This window comes from Streptococcus sp. 263_SSPC (assembly GCF_001071995.1).
Classification (GTDB): Bacteria; Bacillota; Bacilli; order Lactobacillales; family Aerococcaceae; genus Granulicatella.
On sequence record NZ_JVNU01000041.1, the window covers coordinates 13,238 to 31,672 of the forward strand.

Annotated in this window: 17 protein-coding genes; 15 read left to right on the forward strand and 2 right to left on the reverse strand. The window is 37.3% G+C overall.

Annotated features, from left to right (window positions below; genetic code table 11):
* Window positions 1-39 precede the first annotated feature (39 nt).
* The 8 genes from ADH02_RS06455 (at window position 40) to ADH02_RS06490 (ending at window position 11,084) form a co-directional block, all read left to right on the forward strand.
* Window positions 40-4,374: a PolC-type DNA polymerase III gene (locus tag ADH02_RS06455; protein ID WP_048783538.1), complete on the forward strand. Its 4,335-nt coding sequence runs from the start codon at window positions 40-42 to the stop codon at window positions 4,372-4,374.
* Between the two features lie 131 nt (window positions 4,375-4,505).
* Window positions 4,506-4,979 carry a ribosome maturation factor RimP gene (rimP, locus tag ADH02_RS06460; RefSeq protein WP_048783540.1) on the forward strand — a complete coding sequence of 158 codons (474 nt, stop codon included), beginning with the start codon at window positions 4,506-4,508 and terminating at the stop codon, window positions 4,977-4,979.
* A 19-nt stretch (window positions 4,980-4,998) separates the two neighbouring features.
* On the forward strand, window positions 4,999-6,090 hold the full coding sequence (gene nusA, locus ADH02_RS06465) for a transcription termination factor NusA (protein WP_048783542.1): 1,092 nt from the start codon (window positions 4,999-5,001) through the stop codon (window positions 6,088-6,090).
* 17 nt (window positions 6,091-6,107) lie between these two features.
* Window positions 6,108-6,413, forward strand: coding sequence for an RNase P modulator RnpM (gene rnpM / locus ADH02_RS06470; protein ID WP_048783544.1), 306 nt, complete (start codon window positions 6,108-6,110; stop codon window positions 6,411-6,413).
* On the forward strand, window positions 6,397-6,723 hold the full coding sequence (locus ADH02_RS06475; protein WP_048783546.1) for a L7Ae/L30e/S12e/Gadd45 family ribosomal protein: 327 nt from the start codon (window positions 6,397-6,399) through the stop codon (window positions 6,721-6,723). The genes rnpM and ADH02_RS06475 overlap by 17 nt, the downstream gene beginning before the upstream one ends.
* A gap of 12 nt (window positions 6,724-6,735) precedes the next feature.
* On the forward strand, window positions 6,736-9,204 hold the full coding sequence (gene infB, locus ADH02_RS06480; protein WP_048783547.1) for a translation initiation factor IF-2: 2,469 nt from the start codon (window positions 6,736-6,738) through the stop codon (window positions 9,202-9,204).
* 252 nt (window positions 9,205-9,456) lie between these two features.
* Entirely contained in the window at window positions 9,457-9,816 is a 360-nt protein-coding gene (gene rbfA / locus ADH02_RS06485; protein ID WP_048783549.1) for a 30S ribosome-binding factor RbfA, read from the forward strand.
* A gap of 113 nt (window positions 9,817-9,929) precedes the next feature.
* Complete coding sequence (locus ADH02_RS06490; RefSeq protein ID WP_048783551.1) at window positions 9,930-11,084, forward strand: DUF819 domain-containing protein; 1,155 nt, start codon at window positions 9,930-9,932, stop codon at window positions 11,082-11,084.
* A 45-nt stretch (window positions 11,085-11,129) separates the two neighbouring features.
* Here ADH02_RS06490 and ADH02_RS06495 read toward each other — a convergent pair whose 3' ends face one another.
* The gene (locus ADH02_RS06495; protein WP_048783552.1) at window positions 11,130-11,978 is read right to left on the reverse strand and encodes a DegV family protein; all 849 of its coding nucleotides are present in this window, start codon (window positions 11,976-11,978) and stop codon (window positions 11,130-11,132) included.
* Window positions 11,979-12,119: 141 nt separating this feature from the next.
* Between ADH02_RS06495 and truB the strand changes: the two genes are divergently transcribed.
* The 7 genes from truB (at window position 12,120) to ADH02_RS06530 (ending at window position 17,743) form a co-directional block, all read left to right on the forward strand.
* Complete coding sequence (gene truB, locus ADH02_RS06500) at window positions 12,120-13,022, forward strand: tRNA pseudouridine(55) synthase TruB (protein WP_048783555.1); 903 nt, start codon at window positions 12,120-12,122, stop codon at window positions 13,020-13,022.
* A 13-nt stretch (window positions 13,023-13,035) separates the two neighbouring features.
* Window positions 13,036-13,986, forward strand: a complete 951-nt coding sequence (gene ribF / locus ADH02_RS06505; protein ID WP_048711162.1) for a riboflavin biosynthesis protein RibF — start codon at window positions 13,036-13,038, stop codon at window positions 13,984-13,986.
* 6 nt (window positions 13,987-13,992) lie between these two features.
* The gene (locus ADH02_RS06510; protein WP_048711163.1) at window positions 13,993-14,424 is read left to right on the forward strand and encodes a GNAT family N-acetyltransferase; all 432 of its coding nucleotides are present in this window, start codon (window positions 13,993-13,995) and stop codon (window positions 14,422-14,424) included.
* 9 nt (window positions 14,425-14,433) lie between these two features.
* Complete coding sequence (gene purB / locus ADH02_RS06515) at window positions 14,434-15,729, forward strand: adenylosuccinate lyase (protein WP_048783557.1); 1,296 nt, start codon at window positions 14,434-14,436, stop codon at window positions 15,727-15,729.
* A gap of 85 nt (window positions 15,730-15,814) precedes the next feature.
* A complete protein-coding gene (gene efp / locus ADH02_RS06520; protein ID WP_005605540.1) occupies window positions 15,815-16,378 on the forward strand; it encodes an elongation factor P in 564 nt (187 codons plus the stop codon).
* Between the two features lie 64 nt (window positions 16,379-16,442).
* Window positions 16,443-17,105 carry a glutamate racemase gene (locus tag ADH02_RS06525; RefSeq protein ID WP_048783559.1) on the forward strand — a complete coding sequence of 221 codons (663 nt, stop codon included), beginning with the start codon at window positions 16,443-16,445 and terminating at the stop codon, window positions 17,103-17,105.
* The gene (locus ADH02_RS06530; protein ID WP_048783560.1) at window positions 17,102-17,743 is read left to right on the forward strand and encodes a hypothetical protein; all 642 of its coding nucleotides are present in this window, start codon (window positions 17,102-17,104) and stop codon (window positions 17,741-17,743) included. Before ADH02_RS06525 ends, ADH02_RS06530 begins: the two co-directional genes overlap by 4 nt.
* Window positions 17,744-17,787: 44 nt before the next feature.
* Here ADH02_RS06530 and ADH02_RS06535 read toward each other — a convergent pair.
* The coding region (locus ADH02_RS06535) for an ISL3 family transposase (protein ID WP_048783262.1) at window positions 17,788-18,435 on the reverse strand (648 nt) is incomplete at its 5' end.

The following is an 18,435-nucleotide window of genomic DNA, read 5'->3' on the forward strand; positions in this document are numbered from 1 at the left end:
GTGGAGCACTCTTCTTATGTAATAAAAAAGGAGGAAACCATGAGTCAATCACAAAAGGATTTAATGAAAAAAGTGATCGAGCAATTTAATCTTGCTGACACTAGTATTTTTTCTCCAGAATTTGATGAGGCGAAATTAGTTCGAATCGATATTTCGAAATTGGATAAAACGTGGACGTTCCATATTCATAATCCAGTAATCTTTATGTATGAGAAATTCAAACTATTCAGTGATGCGTTGAATGATACTTACCGTCAATTTGGCGGTAAAGCGGTGATTACAACAGATGATGGAGCTGAAGTGACAGAGGAACTCGTTCAGTCTTATTGGGAATATGTGCTAGAAACATTAAAGGATGAATCCGCAGTTTCTCATCAAATTTTAGCGGATCAAACTCCAAAGTATGAGAAAAATCAACTAAAACTTCATTGTCCAAATGAATTAACAAAGACGCACTTAACGAATAATTGCGTTCCAAGAATCCAACAAGCTTATATGGAAGCCGGCTTCCCTAAGCTTGGTGTCCAAATTCATGTGGATGATGAGTTGCAAGACCGCATGGCAGAAGAGTTTGTTCAAAAAGAACAACAAATCGAACAAGAATTTAACGAAGCTCAAAAAGCGGCACAACTTGCTGCTTCCCAAGCTCCTCAGAGAAAATCAGGCGCTCCAGCTTCTTCTAAACCAGAAGGTGTTATTTACGGTAAACCGATTAAATCAAATAGTGAAGTTCGTGCTATTGCTGATATTTTCGAAGAAGAGCGCAATGTTGTAATCGAAGGGAAGATTTTTGATATCGAACTTCGACGCGGAAAAGCCAAAGGAAAGTTGTTCGGAAATATTAAATTAACGGACTATACTTCTTCCATCAGTGCGACTTTATTCCCATCAACTCCTGAAGATGAACAAGCGCTTGAAGGGTTGAAAAAGGGAACATGGGTTAGAGCGTTCGGTACGATTGAAGTGAATAAGTTCTCTCAAGAATTGGGAATGATTATCCGTGATATGAACGCTGTTAATCGTGAAGGTAGAAAAGATAAGGCAGAGGGCGAAAAACGCGTTGAGTTGCATATGCACACGAATATGTCTGTGATGGATGCGACAAATTCTCCAAGCGACTTGATTAGTCAAGCGGCTAATTGGGGACATAAGGCGATTGCCATTACTGACCATGCAAACTTACAAGCTTATCCAGAAGCACATGGAGCTGGTAAGAAAAACGGTATTAAGATTCTATACGGATTAGAAGGAAATATCGTAGATGATCACGTGAACGTTGCCTATAATCCACAACATATTTTATTAGAAGATGCTACTTATGTTGTATTCGACGTGGAAACAACAGGTCTTTCTGCGATTTATGACAGCATCATCGAGCTAGCCGCTGTTAAGATGAAAAACGGTGTTGTAGTTGACCAATTTGAAGAGTTTATCGATCCTGGTCATCCATTATCAGCAACAACCATTCAATTAACAGGGATTACTGATGAGATGGTAAAAGGTTCAAAATCAGTAGAACAAGTCTTAAAAGAGTTCCACGAGTTTTCTAAAGACTGTATTCTTGTAGCGCATAATGCAAGTTTTGATATGGGCTTCTTAAACACAGGATACGAAAATGTGGGAATTCCAAAAACAAATCAACCAGTTATTGATACTTTGGAATTGTCTCGTATGCTTCATCCACAATTGAAGTCCCATCGTTTAAACACATTGGCAAAAAGATATAATGTAGCACTTGAACAACACCACCGTGCTGTGTATGACTCTGAGACAACGGGTTATTTATGTCATATTTTCTTAAAAGAAGCGGCAACAGAGCATAATCTTTTATATCATGATGAATTAAATACCAATATTCATCCAGAGGAAGTCTTCAAGAACGGACGTCCATTCCATGCGACGATTTTTGCAAAAGACCAAGCTGGATTAAAAGAGTTGTTCAAGGTTGTATCTCAATCTAATATTGAGTATTACTACCGCGTCCCTCGTATTTTAAGAAGTATGCTTTCAAGCCGTCGTGATTCGTTCCTATTAGGTTCAGGATGTGCTGAAGGGGAAGTATTCGAAGCGATGATGCAAAAAGGGTATAACGAGGCAAAAGAAAAGGCTAAATTCTATGACTATATTGAAATTATGCCGAAAGCCATCTATCGACCTTTAATCAAAAAAGAATTGATTCGTAACGAGCATCATTTAGAAGAGATTATTCAAAACTTAGTCCGTCTGGGAGAAGAGTTAGGGAAACCAGTTGTAGCGACTGGTAATGTCCATTATTTAAATCCAGAAGATAAGATTTATCGTGAAATCTTATTAACTTCTTTAAACAATGGGGTTCCACAAGAGTATCCTGATGCACATTTAAGAACAACTGATGAGATGTTGAAAGAATTTGCTTTCCTAGGAGAAGAAAAAGCTTATGAAGTGGTTGTGACAAACTCAAATTGGGTGAGCGACCAATTAGAAGAAATTACTCCAGTGAAAGATGAGTTATTTACTCCTAAAATCGAAGGCGCCTCTGACGAGATAACTAAATTAAGTTACGATAAAGCACATGAATGGTATGGAAACCCTCTACCTAAAATTGTTGAAGATCGTATTAAAAAAGAGCTAAAGAGTATTATTGGAAATGGTTTTTCGGTAATTTATTTAATTGCTCAAAAACTTGTATTAAAGAGTAATCAGGACGGGTATTTAGTCGGATCTCGTGGATCGGTAGGATCATCCTTAGTAGCTACTTTAACTGGAATTACCGAAGTGAACCCATTAGCGCCACACTATCGTTGTCCTCAATGTCAATTATCAGAATTCTTTGATGATGGTTCTGTTGGTTCAGGTTTTGATTTACCTGAAAAAAACTGTCCAAGATGTAATACGAGGATGATTAAAGACGGACACGACATTCCGTTTGAAACTTTCCTAGGATTCTACGGAGATAAAGTTCCCGATATCGATTTGAACTTTAGTGGGGAATATCAACCACAAGCCCATAACTATACGAAAGTACTGTTTGGGGAAGATTATGTATATCGTGCAGGAACCATCAGTACGGTTGCTGAGAAAACGGCTTTTGGTTATGTAAAAGGATATGAACGTGACTTAGGACTCGAACTTCGTCAAGCAGAAATTGAACGTCTAGCTAGTGGATGTACAGGGGTTAAACGTAGTACTGGTCAGCACCCGGGTGGGATTATTGTAATTCCAGACTATATGGATGTGTATGACTTTACTCCAATTCAATATCCAGCAGATGATTTGAGTGCAGAGTGGAGAACAACACACTTCGACTTCCACTCAATTCACGATAATGTATTAAAACTCGATATTCTTGGACACGATGATCCGACCGTAATTCGTATGTTACAAGATTTATCAGGAATGGATCCAAAATCGATTCCACCTGATGATCCAGAAGTGATGAAAATCTTTGGTGGGACTGAAGTGTTAGGAGTCACTCCTGAGCAAATTGATTCCAATACAGGGACACTTGGGATTCCGGAATTTGGTACGAAATTCGTTCGAGGAATGTTAGAACAAACGAAACCTTCAACATTCACTGAATTACTTCAAATTTCTGGTTTGTCACACGGGACCGACGTATACCTTGGAAACGCTGAAGAATTAATTCGTCTTCACAATATTCCACTTGCCGACGTTATCGGTTGTCGTGACGACATCATGGTGTATTTAATCCATAAAGGCGTTGAAGAAGGGATTGCCTTCAAAATCATGGAAGGAGTTCGTAAAGGGAAAGGAATTCCTGACGACTTCCAAGCGATTATGAGAGAAAACAATGTACCAGAATGGTACATTCAATCTTGCTTGAAGATTAAATATATGTTCCCGAAAGCCCATGCGGCAGCGTACGTTTTAATGGCGTTGCGTGTTGCTTGGTTCAAGGTGCATAAACCATTGTTATACTACTGTGCTTATTTCTCAGTGCGTGCGCAAGATTTCGATATCGTTGCCATGTCACAAGGAAAAGAGATGATTAAGAAACGTATTAAAGAAATTCGCGAAAAGGGTATGGAAGCAAGTACGAAAGAACAAAACTTGCTAACCGTTCTAGAATTAGCCAACGAGATGGTGGAACGTGGTTTCCACTTCAAGATGGTCGACGTTGATAAATCTGAAGCAAGCAACTTTGTCATCGAAGGTGATTCACTAATTGCTCCATTTAGAGCGATTCAAGGATTAGGGCTGAACGTTGCAAACAAAATCGTTGAAGCAAGACAAGAACAACCATTCCTATCGAAGAAAGATTTGGCGACACGTGGTAAAGTATCGAAGACGCTTATTGACTATATGACAGAAAACAAAGTCTTAGACCACTTACCAGATGAAAACCAATTATCGTTATTCGATGATTTGTTCTAATATCACAATAGTTGGTATTTTAACAAAGTATATGGTATACTAACAAAGTAGAATAGTAGTTGAGAGGAGAGTGAGCGGAAACGCTCACTCTTTTTATCGACATGGACTCAAGTAACAAGGAGGTTGAGGCTATGAGTAAAGTAACTGAGACGGTAACAGAGCTTACTAAAGAAGTAATTGAAAAAGAAGGCTTTGAGTTATTCGACTTAGAATTTGTAAAAGAAGGAAAGAATTGGTTTCTACGTTTTTACTTAGATAAACCAGGTGGTATCGATTTAGACGACTGCGCGTTTATGAGTGAAAAATTTAGTGAAATTCTTGATGCACAAGCCCCAGATCCAATTCCACAAGCTTACTTCTTAGAAGTTTCTTCACCAGGTGCAGAGCGCCCGCTAAGAAACGAGGAAGAATTAAAAGCAGCGATTGGTTCATATGTACACTTATCGTTTTATCAAAACGTTGAAGGCGAGAAATTCCTTGAAGGAACTCTTCTTTCAGTCGATGAAGAAACGGTAACATTAAACGTACAAATCAAAACAAGAACAAAAGAATTTACAATTGATCGTAAGAATATTGCAAAAGCACGTCTTGCAATCAAATTCTAAGGAGTAAAGGAGTAAACAAATGAGTAAAGAAATGCTACGAGCATTAACTGTTCTCGAAGAAGAAAAAGGAATCTCTAAAGATGTCGTGATTACAGCTTTAGAAGCAGCGTTAGTGTCTGCATATAAGAAAAACTACGGACAAGCTCAAAACGTTGAAGTGGAGTTTGACCAAAAGAAAGGCAATATGCATGTATATGCAGTTAAAGAAGTTGTTGAATATGTATTCGATTCAACTCTTGAAGTTAGCCTAGAAGAAGCACATGCGAAAAACAAAGCATATGAAGTTGGCGATAAAATTCGTTTTGAAGTAACACCTAAAGACTTCGGACGTATTGCTGCTCAAACAGCGAAACAAGTGATTATGCAACGTCTTCGCGATGCTGAACGTACAAACATCTATAATGAATTCATCCAATATGAAAATGAAATCATGACAGGTGTTGTTGATCGTCAAGATTTCCGTTACGTATACGTAAACCTTGGACGTATCGTTGCAGGAATGGCAAAACAAGACCAAATCCCAACAGAAGAGTACTTACCTGATCAACGTATCAAAGTTTTAGTCTCTAAAGTAGATAACACTACTAAAGGACCTCAAATTTTCGTAAGCCGTACTCATCCAGATTTATTAAAACGTTTATTTGAACAAGAAGTTCCTGAAATTTACGACGGCGTTGTAGAAATCGTTTCTATCGCTCGTGAAGCAGGTGACCGTGCTAAAGTAGCTGTTCGTTCAAATGACGCTAACTTAGATCCAGTTGGAACATGCGTAGGACCTCGCGGACAACGTGTTCATAACATTGTTGAAGAGTTAAACGGTGAAAACATGGATATCGTGGAATGGAACGAAGATCCAGCAGTGTACATCAAGAACGCATTAAACCCAGCTCAAGTACTTAAAGTTGAATTTAATGATGATAGTAATGGTTGTATCGTTGTTGTACCTGATCACCAATTATCTCTTGCGATTGGTAAACGTGGTCAAAACGCACGTCTAGCTGCGAAATTAACAGGATACCGTATTGATATTAAATCTGAAACTGCTTATGAAGAGTATTTAGAAAACTTAGCAAATCCAGTTGTTGAAGAAACTTCTTCTGAAGAAGAATAAAATACAGGAGGTGCACGATGAAAAAGAAAAAGATTCCGATGCGCCGTTGTATCGCTTCTGGTGAAATGATGCCGAAGAAAGAGTTGGTACGTATTGTTCGTAACGCTGAAGGTGTTGCACAAATCGACCCAACTGGTAAAGTAAACGGCCGTGGCGCTTATATTACTCTTGAACCAACATTAGTAGAGAAAGCTTGGAAAAACCGTCTATTTGAAAAACAATTAGAAATTGAAATTCCAGATGCATTTTACGAAGAACTTCTCACTTATGTAGAACATCAAAAAGCAAGAAAAGAGTTGTTTAGTGATGGAAGAGCTCGTTAAACAAAGAGCTTTGAATTTACTTGGAATGGCAACAGCTGCTCGTAAACTCGTTAGTGGTGAAGAGCAAGTCATCCAAAGTATTCAAAGACAAAAAGGAAATTTAGTGATTTGTACCAAAGATTGTAGTGCAAACACGGTAAAAAAAATCAAAAACAAATGTGAATATTATGAAATTCCTTTTGTTCAGCAATTTGAAACGGATGAATTGTCTTTAGCGATTGGCAAAAGACGTTCTATCGTTTTAGTTGATGATCGAGGGTTTACAAAGAGTCTACTGAAGATGAAGGGATTTAACGATATGAACGAATAGGAAGGTGAGACTATGTCGAAAACTCGCGTATACGAATTAGCGAAAGAATTAAACGTGGCTAGTAAAGAAATTATTGAAAAAGCAAAAGAAGTAGGTATTTCATACAATAGCCATATGTCTACTATGGAAGAAGCTGAAATCTCAAAAATTAAAGGAGCTTGGAATTCTAAACCTGCTGCTAAACCAGCACCAAAAGCTGAGAAGAAAGAAGCAAAACCTGCTCCAAAACAAGAAGTGAAAAAAGCTGAACCTAAAAAAGAAGTAGAAAAAGGTCACGCTCCTAAGAAAGAATTTACAAAGAGAGAAGACCAAAGTCCAAAACAAGGACAACACAAACAAAATCAAGAACGTAACCATTCTCAAAATCAAAGACGTCATGAACAAAATGATAAGAGAAATCAAGAACGTCCAAACCAAAAGCAACAAAATGCGAATGGTAACCGTTCTTCATTTAAGAAAGAACCAGCACGCACTGAAGCTCGTTCAAATCAACAAGGACAAGTAGAACGTCCACGTAACAATCAAAAACAAAACAATAACAACGATCGTTTCGAATCACCAAGAAACAATCGCAATAACGACAGAAGAAACCAACAACGTTATAACGATTTTAACAATGATGGTTTTGGTAAGAAGAACCGTAACCAAAAAGGAAAAAAAGGAAACCGTCGTGAAGAACAAAAAGCGAAACCAGCTGTTCCAGCACGTAAATTCCATGAATTACCAGAAGTATTAGTGTATACAGATGGTATGACTGTTGCTGAATTAGCGAAGAAAATCAAACGTGAACCAGCAGAAATCATCAAAAAATTATTCCTATTAGGAGTAATGGCGACATTAAACCAAGGTCTTTCTAAAGATGCGATTGAATTATTAGCAGCAGACTACGGTATGGATGCAGAAGAAAAAATCGAAAAAGATATTTCTGATTTAGATGTATACTTTGAAGAAGCAGCTGCTGAAAGCGAAGAAAGCGCAGTACGTCCTCCGGTTGTAACAATCATGGGACACGTTGACCACGGTAAAACTACATTGCTTGACCAATTACGTAACTCTTCAGTTGTAGCAGGTGAAGCAGGTGGTATCACTCAACATATCGGTGCTTACCAAATCAAAATCGATGGCAAACCAATTACATTCTTAGATACTCCAGGTCACGCGGCCTTCACAACAATGCGTGCGCGTGGTGCGGACATCACTGATATTACAGTTATCGTAGTAGCAGCTGATGATGGTGTAATGCCACAAACAATCGAAGCGATTAACCATGCGAAAGCGGCTGATGTTCCAATTATTGTTGCTGTAAACAAAATCGATAAACCAGCAGCAAACCCTGGACGTGTCATGCAAGAACTTTCAGATTTAGGACTTGTTCCAGAAGCATGGGGAGGGGACACTATCTTCGTTGAGATTTCAGCGAAATTCAACCAAAACATTGAAGAATTATTAGAAATGATTCTTTTAGTAGCTGAAGTTCAAGAATTAAAAGCAAACCCTAACCGTTTAGCTTTAGGTACTGTAATCGAAGCTCGTTTAGATAAAACAAAAGGACCTATCGCAACATTATTAGTTCAAGAAGGAACTCTTAAAGTTGGGGACCCAATCGTTGTTGGTAATACATTTGGACGTGTCCGTGTAATGGTGAATGACCAAGGACGTCGTGTGAAAACTGCTTTACCAGCGACTCCAGTTGAGATTACTGGTCTTAACGCTTCACCTCAAGCCGGTGACCGCTTCGTAGTATTCGAAGACGAAAAGACTGCGCGTTCAGCTGGTGAAGAACGTGCGAAACGTGCCTTAATCGAACAACGTAACGCTTCAAGCCGTATTACATTAGATAACTTATTCTCTACATTAAAAGAAGGAGAATTGAAAGAAGTTAATGTCATCATCAAGGCTGACGTACAAGGTTCTGTAGAAGCATTAGCATCAAGCTTACAAAAGATTGAAGTAGAAGGCGTGCGCGTGAAGATTATCCATACAGCTGTAGGGGCAATCAATGAGAGTGATATTACTCTTGCTACTGCAAGTAACGCGATTATCATTGGATTTAACGTAAGACCTACGCCGCAAGCGAAGATTCAAGCTGAATCTGATCAAGTAGATATTCGTTTACACCGTATCATTTATAACGTAATCGATGAAATTGAAACAGCGATGAAAGGTATGTTAGATCCAGAATTCGAAGAGAAAATCACTGGTCAAGCTATCGTCCGTGAAACATACACTGTATCTAAACTTGGAACAATTGCTGGTTCATACGTATTAGAAGGTGTTGTTAAACGCTCAAGCTCAGTTCGTTTAATCCGTGATAACATTGTTATTTACGAAGGTGAATTAGCAAGCTTGAAACGATTCAAAGACGACGCTAAAGAAGTTAAACTTGGATTCGAGTGCGGTATCATGATTGAAGGCTACAACGATATTAAAGTAGACGATATCATCGAAGCATACGAAATGGTCGAGATTAAAAGAAAATAGTGCTAGAAAATTCGGGTTGAATCGAACCGTTGGACCGGAACACCGTAAGCGACTAGAATAGTCGTGCGGATGTTTCGGGAAACGCACGTCGATTCAGAATTTTCAAGCCGTTATCCAAATAGTGTGAGACCGACTGTTTAGCTTTTGCGAGAAAATTCGCTTTGAATCGACCAAATTTAAGAAGAAATTTATGATTTAACTAGAACAAAGAGGGACTGATTGCAGTGCCTCTTTCGTTGGAAAGGAGACAAAATGGCAAACTTTAGAGTTGGACGTGTGTCACAAGAAATTTTACGAGAAGTAAATGATATCCTATCTAAAAAAGTGCGTGACCCACGTGTACAAGAAATTACAATTACTGAAGTAGAAGTGACTGGCGATTTACAGATTGCTACTATTTACTATACAACACTTCAAAAATTAGCTAGTGAACGTCAAGCGACTGAACGTGGTTTAGAAAAATCAAAAGGCTTAATCCGTCGTGAATTAGGCAAACGTCTTTCATTATACAAGACTCCAGAATTGATTTTTAAACGTGATGAATCAGTGGATTACGGTAATCATATCGATGAGCTTTTAAAATCAATTCAAGAAAAAGACGAACAAAGATAATAATTTTAAGGGCAAAAGGACATCAAACAGAAACAACTCTTTTGCCTTTTTAGTAAAAAATTATCATATATGATAATTTTCGTGTGTATTTAAAAAGCCAGAAGAGGTGTTTTATGATTGATGCAAATAATACATGGGTATTGTGGTCTATTATCGTTGGGATTGCGACTATCAGTATCTTTTTAGAAAATCGATATAAATGGGCTGCAAAGATTAGTGGAGCGATTATAGGTCTGTTAATGGCAGCGACATTAAGTAATTTAGGAGTAATTCCTACAGAATCGCCTGTATATGATCAAGTTTGGGGAGTTGTTGTTCCTTTAGCCATCCCAATGCTTTTATTCCAATGTGATTTAAAACAAATTTGGAAAGAAAGTGGACGATTATTAGCTATCTTCCTAATCAGTTCTGTAGGGACTGTTCTTGGGGCAGTACTAGGGTATTTAGCCTTATCTAAAGCTATTCCAGTACTAAACCATATCGCTGGAATGATGGTTGGAAGTTATATCGGTGGAGGAGTAAACTTTGTTGCTGTTTCATCCGCTTTTGAGATTCCAAAAGAATTGATTTCTGCTGCAACAGTTGCGGATAACTTATTAATGGTATTCTATTTCTTAATCTTACTGATGATTCCTTCAATTGGATTCTTCAAAAAGCATTTTAAATTTGCTTATACAGAAGGTGTCAAAGAGGAAGAAGAAAAAGCTTATGGCAAAGATACAGTTATCACTGTTCAAGATGTAGCGTTTGTTTTTGCGATTTCTGTTATTATCGTAACAATTAGCTTTACTTTATCTGAATTTATTTCCGGTCTAGGGGATAACAGCTTTATTCAACTAGTTTCGAATAAATATTTAATTCTAACTACTTTAACAGTAGCTTGCTCAACGATTTTTGCAAAATACTTCAAGAAGATTAGTGGAGCAAATGAAATTGGAACTTTCTTGATATACTTATTCTTCGTGGTTATCGGAATTCCAGCTTCAATCGGAGCAATCATTGAAAAGTCTCCATTGTTATTAGTGTTCTGTGCTATCATGGTTTTTGTGAACATGGCAGTGACATTTGCTGGTGCAAAAATTTTCGGATTCACAGTGGAAGAAGCCATTCTTGCTTCAAATGCAAATATCGGTGGACCAACAACAGCTGCAGCGATGGCTATTTCTAAAGGATGGCATCGTTTCGTAGCTCCTACGATGCTTGTAGGGACGCTAGGATACATTATTGGTACTTATGTGGGTATCTTTATTGGACAATTATTAAACTAACAAAAAAGCAACTAATTCTGAAAGCCAGAATTAGTTGCTTTATTTTTATTTATTTTCTAAGTAAGTAATCGCCATTGCATCAACGCCTGTGTGGCTCATGATGATTGGTGAAGTTGTTACAATTGTGAGTGGCACATCAGGGAAGAGATCACGCACACGAGCGATATTTCCTTCGTTAAAGTCACTTAGTCCTGCATGCATAATCCCAATTTCTTGGATGCCATTCGGAGTCGCTTTCATTTGTTCGAAAATCTCGTCATATTTCTTTTGAAGTGATTTTAAGCCACGTCCTTTTTGGATAATTTCAATCTTGCCATTAATGACTTGTAGGAATAATTTGATATTGAGTAAGTTTGAGAACATTCCCATTACTTGGCTTATGCGTCCACCTTTAATTAAGTTGTCTAAGTTTACTACAGTTAAATATAGAGTAGTACGTTTCTTAGCATCTTCAACAATTTCAAGAATTTCTTCTACTGTTTTACCTTCTTGTGCTGCCTTAGCTGCCTCTTTAACAATCATTCCCATAGATCTAGAAGTAAAGTCTGAATCGACAACAGTGACATTTGTTTCTGTGATGTCAGCTGCTTGGCGAGCGGCATCAACAGTACCACTAATCGAACGCATCATCTGAATCGAGATAACAGAATCCCCGTTTTTGCCAAGTTCGTCGTATACTTCTACGAAACGACCGATAGAAGGTTGTGCTGTTTTTGGAAGTTCAGCACTTGCAATCATTTTTTGTTTAAATTCATCTTTAGTAATAGTAACCCCATCGATATAATTTTCATCATCGATTGAGATATTCATTGGAACGATAGAGATTTCAAATTGTTTTACTTCTTCTTCAGTTAAATCTGCTGTTGAGTCCGTTACAATATATACTCTTGACATTAAAGTCACTCCTATCAAATAAGTTTACTCACCTATAATACCATATTTTTCGCCTAAAAAGCTATATTCATAATCTATGTGGAAAAGTGCGAATTATGATACAATAAATAAGCAAATGTAAAGCGTGAAAGGATGAATGGGATGGACGGAATCCTTCCGTTATGGAAAGAGAAAGGCATGACGTCGTTCGACTGTGTCTATAAGGTTAGAAAGTTATTAAAAACAAAAAAAGTTGGTCATTCTGGTACGCTTGATCCTGAGGTGGAAGGCGTATTGCCAATCTGTATCGGAAAAGCGACTAAAGTTGTTGAATACCTTCATGAATCTAATAAAGTGTATCAAGGAGAAATCACATTAGGGTTTTCAACTGAAACTGAAGATGCTCATGGGGAAATAGTTTCTTCATCACCAATTGAAATTCCTTTCTCTATTCAAGAGATTGATGAAAAGATGCAAAATTTTATTGGAGAGATTACTCAGATTCCACCGATGTATTCTGCGGTTAAAGTGAACGGGAAACGTCTCTATGAGTATGCAAGAGCTGCTGAAGAGGTAGAACGTCCTGTCAGAAAAGCAACGATTTATAATTTCAGACGTATTTCAGAACCTGTTTATAATGAGGAAACGAAGACCCAATCATGGATGTTTGAAGTGAGTTGCAGCAAAGGGACTTATGTGAGAACTTTATCTGTTGATTTAGGAAAAGCGTTAGGTGTTGAAGCGCATATGTCACAATTAACCCGTGTGAAAAGTGGCCCTTTCCACTCAGATGACTGCATTACATTAGAACAACTAAACGAGCTTGTAGTAAATGATAAAGCTCAAGTAGCCTTAAAACCAGTTGATTTAGTATTTGAAGACTATCCTCGAATCGACTTAACTGAAGATGAATATATTCGATTTAAAAATGGTGCAATTTTATCTCAAGCCGAATTTCCTCAGATTTTCGCACCGACAGCATGTTATTTTGAAGAGGAACTTATTTCGATTTATGGTCCGCATCCAAGTAAAAAAGGCTTATTAAAACCTATTAAAATGTTTTAGAAAGGAGAGAAGAATGCAAACAATAGAGTTAACACACCCTTACAAAAAAGAGTGTATATTTCCAGAACCGATTGTCCTCGCTTTAGGATTCTTTGATGGAATTCACTTAGGTCATAAAGAAGTGATTACTACAGCCAAAAGAGTTGGACAGGAACGCGGGCTTAAAGTAGCAGTCATGTCTTTTAATCAGCATCCGTCTGTTATTTTTCAAAATGTAGATCCTGCAAGCATTCAATATGTCTCGCCGCTAGAACGTAAGAAGGAATTATTAGAAGAACTTGGTGTAGATATATTCTATTTAGTGGATTTCACAAGAGAATTTGGGGCACTTACACCGAAAGAATTTGTCGATCAATATATTGTCGGATTAAACGCGAAAGTCATTGTAGCTGGGTTTGATTACACGTACGGCAAGAGAGACATCGCGAATATGGAATTATTACCGAAGTACGCTTCGAATCGATTCGAGATTATTACAATTGATGAGCAAAAGAACGATAGTGGAAAGATAAGTTCGACAGCAGTTCGAGATTTATTGCTACAAGGTGATATCGAACAAGCCAACGACTTGTTAGGATACGACTACATCATGGATGGGGTTGTTGTTCACGGCTTTGGACGAGGTAGTAAAATGCTTGGATTCCCAACTGCCAATATCGAAGTTTCAAACGATTCTTTCCTCCTTAAAAATGGAGTATATGTTGTTGAAATGTATGTGGAAGGTAAATGGATTCCTGGTATGGCGTCTATAGGAATTAACCCAACTTTTGATGACGTTCATAAAGTAACGATTGAAGTGAACTTACTCGATTTCGACAAGGATATTTATCACCTTCCTGTTCGTGTGAAATGGTTAAAATATTTAAGACCAGAATTGAAATTTGACGGTATCGATGCGTTAATCGCTCAATTAAAACAAGACGAACAAGATACAAGAGATTATTTTAAAACAAAGAGAGGTTGATTCTCGATGTGGTATTTAAAGAACTATGATGAACTAACGAAGGAAGAGATTGTTGCGATTTACAAAGCCAGAATCGAAACCTTTATTGTCGGCCAAGATTTGAATTATCAAGAAATTGACGATACGGATAAAAAATCTTGGCATTTATTTGAGATGAATGATGCTAATGAAGTGATTTCTTATTTACGCATTATTCCTGAAAAAGAGAAGGTCCTTCTTGGTAGAGTCCTAATAGACAATCGATACCGAGGCAAAGGAAAAGGTCGTGCATTGTTAGAACGCGCTAAAGAAGTATGCAAAGAGTGGTTTGTGGATACTGTCATTGAAGTCCATGCACAAGCGCATTTAGTAAAATTATATGAATCACTTGGATTTGAAGTAGTTTCAGATCCGTATGATATAGTTGGCATTTCACATATTACGATGGAGTTGTATTAGGAGGAAATCATGATTACACGTTACACTCGTCCAGAGATGGCGAAAATTTGGTCTGATGAAAATCGTTATAACTGTTGGCTTGAAGTCGAAATCTTAGCTGATGAAGCTTGGGCAGAATTAGGAGAAATCCCTAAGGAAGATGTAGAAAAGATTCGTAAAAACGCAAAATTCACAGTTGAACGTATTTTGGAAATTGAAGAAGAAACTAGACATGACGTCGTTGCGTTTACAAGATGTGTCTCTGAAAGTCTTGGAGAAGAAAAGAAATGGGTTCATTACGGATTAACAAGTACAGACGTTGTGGATACCGCTTATGGCTATCAGTTGAAACAGGCCAATGACATTTTACGTAAGGACTTAGCGGACTTCCTAGAAATTATTAAAGATAAAGCATTAGCCTACAAAGATACAGTCTGCATGGGAAGAACTCATGGAGTTCATGCAGAACCAACGACTTTCGGTTTAAAATTGGCCCTGTGGTATTCAGAAATGAAACGCAATATCGAACGTTTCGAACGTGCCGCACAAGGGGTTGAAGCTGGTAAAATCAGTGGCGCTGTTGGAACCTTTGCGAATATTTCCCCAGAAGTAGAAGCATATGTGTGCGCAAAACTTGGAATTCGTCCTCAAGAAATCTCGACACAGATCTTGTCTCGTGACTTGCATGCGGATTATATTTCTACAATTGCATTAATTGCGACAAGTATTGAGAAATTCGCGACAGAAATCCGCGGACTTCAAAAATCAGAAACGCGTGAAGTAGAAGAGTTCTTTGCAAAAGGCCAAAAAGGGTCTTCAGCAATGCCACATAAACGAAATCCAATCGGGTCTGAAAACATGGCTGGACTTGCTCGTGTCATCAGAGGGCATATGGTGACAGCGTATGAGAACGTTAACCTATGGCATGAACGTGATATTTCACATTCTTCAGCTGAACGCATCATTATTCCAGATAGCACGATTTTACTGAACTATATGCTTCGTCGTTTCGGTAATATCGTTAAAAACTTGACGGTGTTCCCAGAAAACATGTTACGCAATATGGATGCGACTTTTGGCTTAATCTATAGCCAACGTGTGTTATTGAAACTGATCGACAAAGGAATGAGTCGCGAAAAAGCTTATGACTTACTGCAACCATGTACAGCAAAAGCATGGGACGAAAAACTTCCATTCCGCGCTGTTTTAGAAGAACAACCAGAAATTACAGCTACTTTAAGTAAAGAAGATTTAGATGATGCGTTTGATTATCACTATCATATTAAGAATGTAGATTTAATTTTTAATCGCGTTGGAATCTTATAATTTTGAAAAACATGCTGAAAATAGTGCATTTTCAATTAAAATATGGTATAAATAGAAAGTAAAATTTAACAAAAGGAGTCAGAAAATGATTAACGTAAGTGATTTAAAAGCTGGAATGACATTCATTCTTGATGGAAAATTAATTAAAGTGTTGGAAATCAGCCACCACAAACCAGGTAAAGGGAACACTGTAATGCGTATGAAGATCCGTGACGTTCGTAACGGTTCAACAGTTGATACAACAATGCGTCCTGATGAAAAAGTAGAACGTGCACACATCGATACAAAAGATGTTCAATACTTATACAGCCAAGATGGCGTTGGAGTATTCATGGACTTAGAAACATACGAACAATACGAAATTCCTGAAGAAACAATCGAACAAGAATTAAAATACATCCTAGAAAACATGGAAGTTAAAATCCAATTCTACGGTTCAGAAGTAATTGGGGTTTCATTACCATCAACAGTTGTACTGCAAGTTACTGAAACTCAACCATCAATTAAAGGTGCTACAGTTACAGGTTCTGGTAAACCAGCAACAATGGAAACAGGTTTAGTAGTTAACGTTCCAGACTTCATCGAAGCAGGAGAATACTTAGAAGTTAACACTGCAGAAGGTACATACGTACGTCGTGCAACTAAATAATGATTTATTGAATCAAGGATGAGCCAAGAGTTCATCCTTGTTTTTTTATAAAGGAGAAATGTGTATGCGGATTGCTGTGATGGCAGGAACACCTATGGACACGAAGTTAGGCGTTGATTTATTAAATAAAAATGGATTCGATCAAACGATTTCTGTTCCGATTTATAAAAATCCGGTCGAACAAACGACTTTTCAAGCGTTAGAAGATGAAGAAAGAGAACAATATATTAGAAGTGTGATTGACGGGCTGAAAAACGAGATTGACGCTGTATTTGTGTATTGTAACTCACTAAGCTCAGTTGTGAATTTCGATTCCTTGCAAGAAGAATATAGACTTCCTATGATTACTCCGATGCAAATGTATCGCACACTAGGCGTCGAACATGATTATTTAGCAGTTATGGCCGCGAATTCTCATGGACTAACAGGAGTAGAAAATAACTTATACATTGCAAATCCAAATTTGAAAGTGTTTGACGTGACGATGCTAGAATTGGTTAAAGCGATTGAGACTGGAAAACCACAAGAGGAAATCATTAAGCAATTCGACTTCCATAGTTTGTTCCATTATTTTGAAAGTACAGAGATTGAAGCTGTCGTACTAGGATGTACACATTTTCCATATGTAAAGAAAGAATTAGAGCAACTCTCAAGGATTCCAATTATTGATGTGGGAGTCTATATGATCGACCGCTTGAAAAGTCATATTCAGGAGGAAAATTTATGATTTCAATTGAAAAGATGGGTTATTTCTTTCTTTATGACAAAGTTAAATATAAAAATCCCGTAAAGTTTCCAGAAATTGCAGTAGAAATGGAACAGTTGAAGAAAGCTGGCCAAGATGCAAGACAGGAATTCACGAAGTTAACAGAAGTGTTTCAGAAGAACTTTAAGTCATTTCGCATGGACCGAGTTAGTCAATGGATGAATCAAGCTCAAGTGGCAAGACCCGCTTTTTGGAGATACTTTGTTGAAAAGGGGCAAGATGAAGGAAATCCATCCTTTGCATTACGGTTGTTTTATAATGAAAATAAACTGGGCGTATATGTAGAATTGAGTTTTATCGAACGTAAAATGAACGAACGCTCTCTGAGGTTACAAAATAAAGTATTAGAGTTTGAACCTAATCGTAACGTTCTATATGTAGCATCTGATTTTCAAAAGAATGCAACAGCATACGAAGGAAACGTATCTAATAAAGATGAACTAATAAGAGCTGTAAAAGAAGGAGAGGTCCGTAAAGTTATTTTAAGAAGACCGGTACTTCTTGAAAGGAACAAAGACGGAATTGAAGAAGAACTTGCGGACGCATTGAAGGAATTAATTCCGTTTTATGAAACCATTTATATGAATGAAGTAAATTAAAGGCTCTTTGTCAAATAGTGTTGATGAAGAATTTTAGGAAGGGATTAAGCAACTAATTGTTGCTTAATTCCTTTTTGTTTTGGGCCAAACATTTTTGTTATTAAAATAATCCTGTTCCTAAAATGGTAATAGTTTCTAAAGCCATAAGCATTCCTTTTGAGTACTTTTATTTTATTGTTTATTCCTTCAATGGGGCCATTTGTTCTAGTTGGATACTCACAAGTATTTTGAATATATGGCAAGTAAGTAATTAATGTCTTTAATACTCTTTTTAAACCAGGAGATAGGTATAATTGCGTAGCTGCTTCAATCGTTTCCTTGAATTCTATATAATCTCTGTCCTGAATACATTCACGAAGTGAATGTACAACCTCATAATCATTTTTAAGAGATGGATTATTTTCTAAGATATAATCTACGATTCCTTTGCTTGTTATGAAGCTTTCAAAAAGTTTATAACGATTATATTTATAGTTCTGAAGTTCATTAGGATTCTTTAAAATTAACTTCCAATAATGTTTTAACTTTCGATATAATTTAGGGTCTTTATAACGATGCGTATTCATGACACGTACCCGAGTTCGATTTAATTCTCTATTTAAGGCTTGTACGATGTGAAAAGGATCAATGATAATTTTTGCGTTAGGAAACATTTCTTTTATTAATTGAATGTACGGTAAGTACATGTCGAT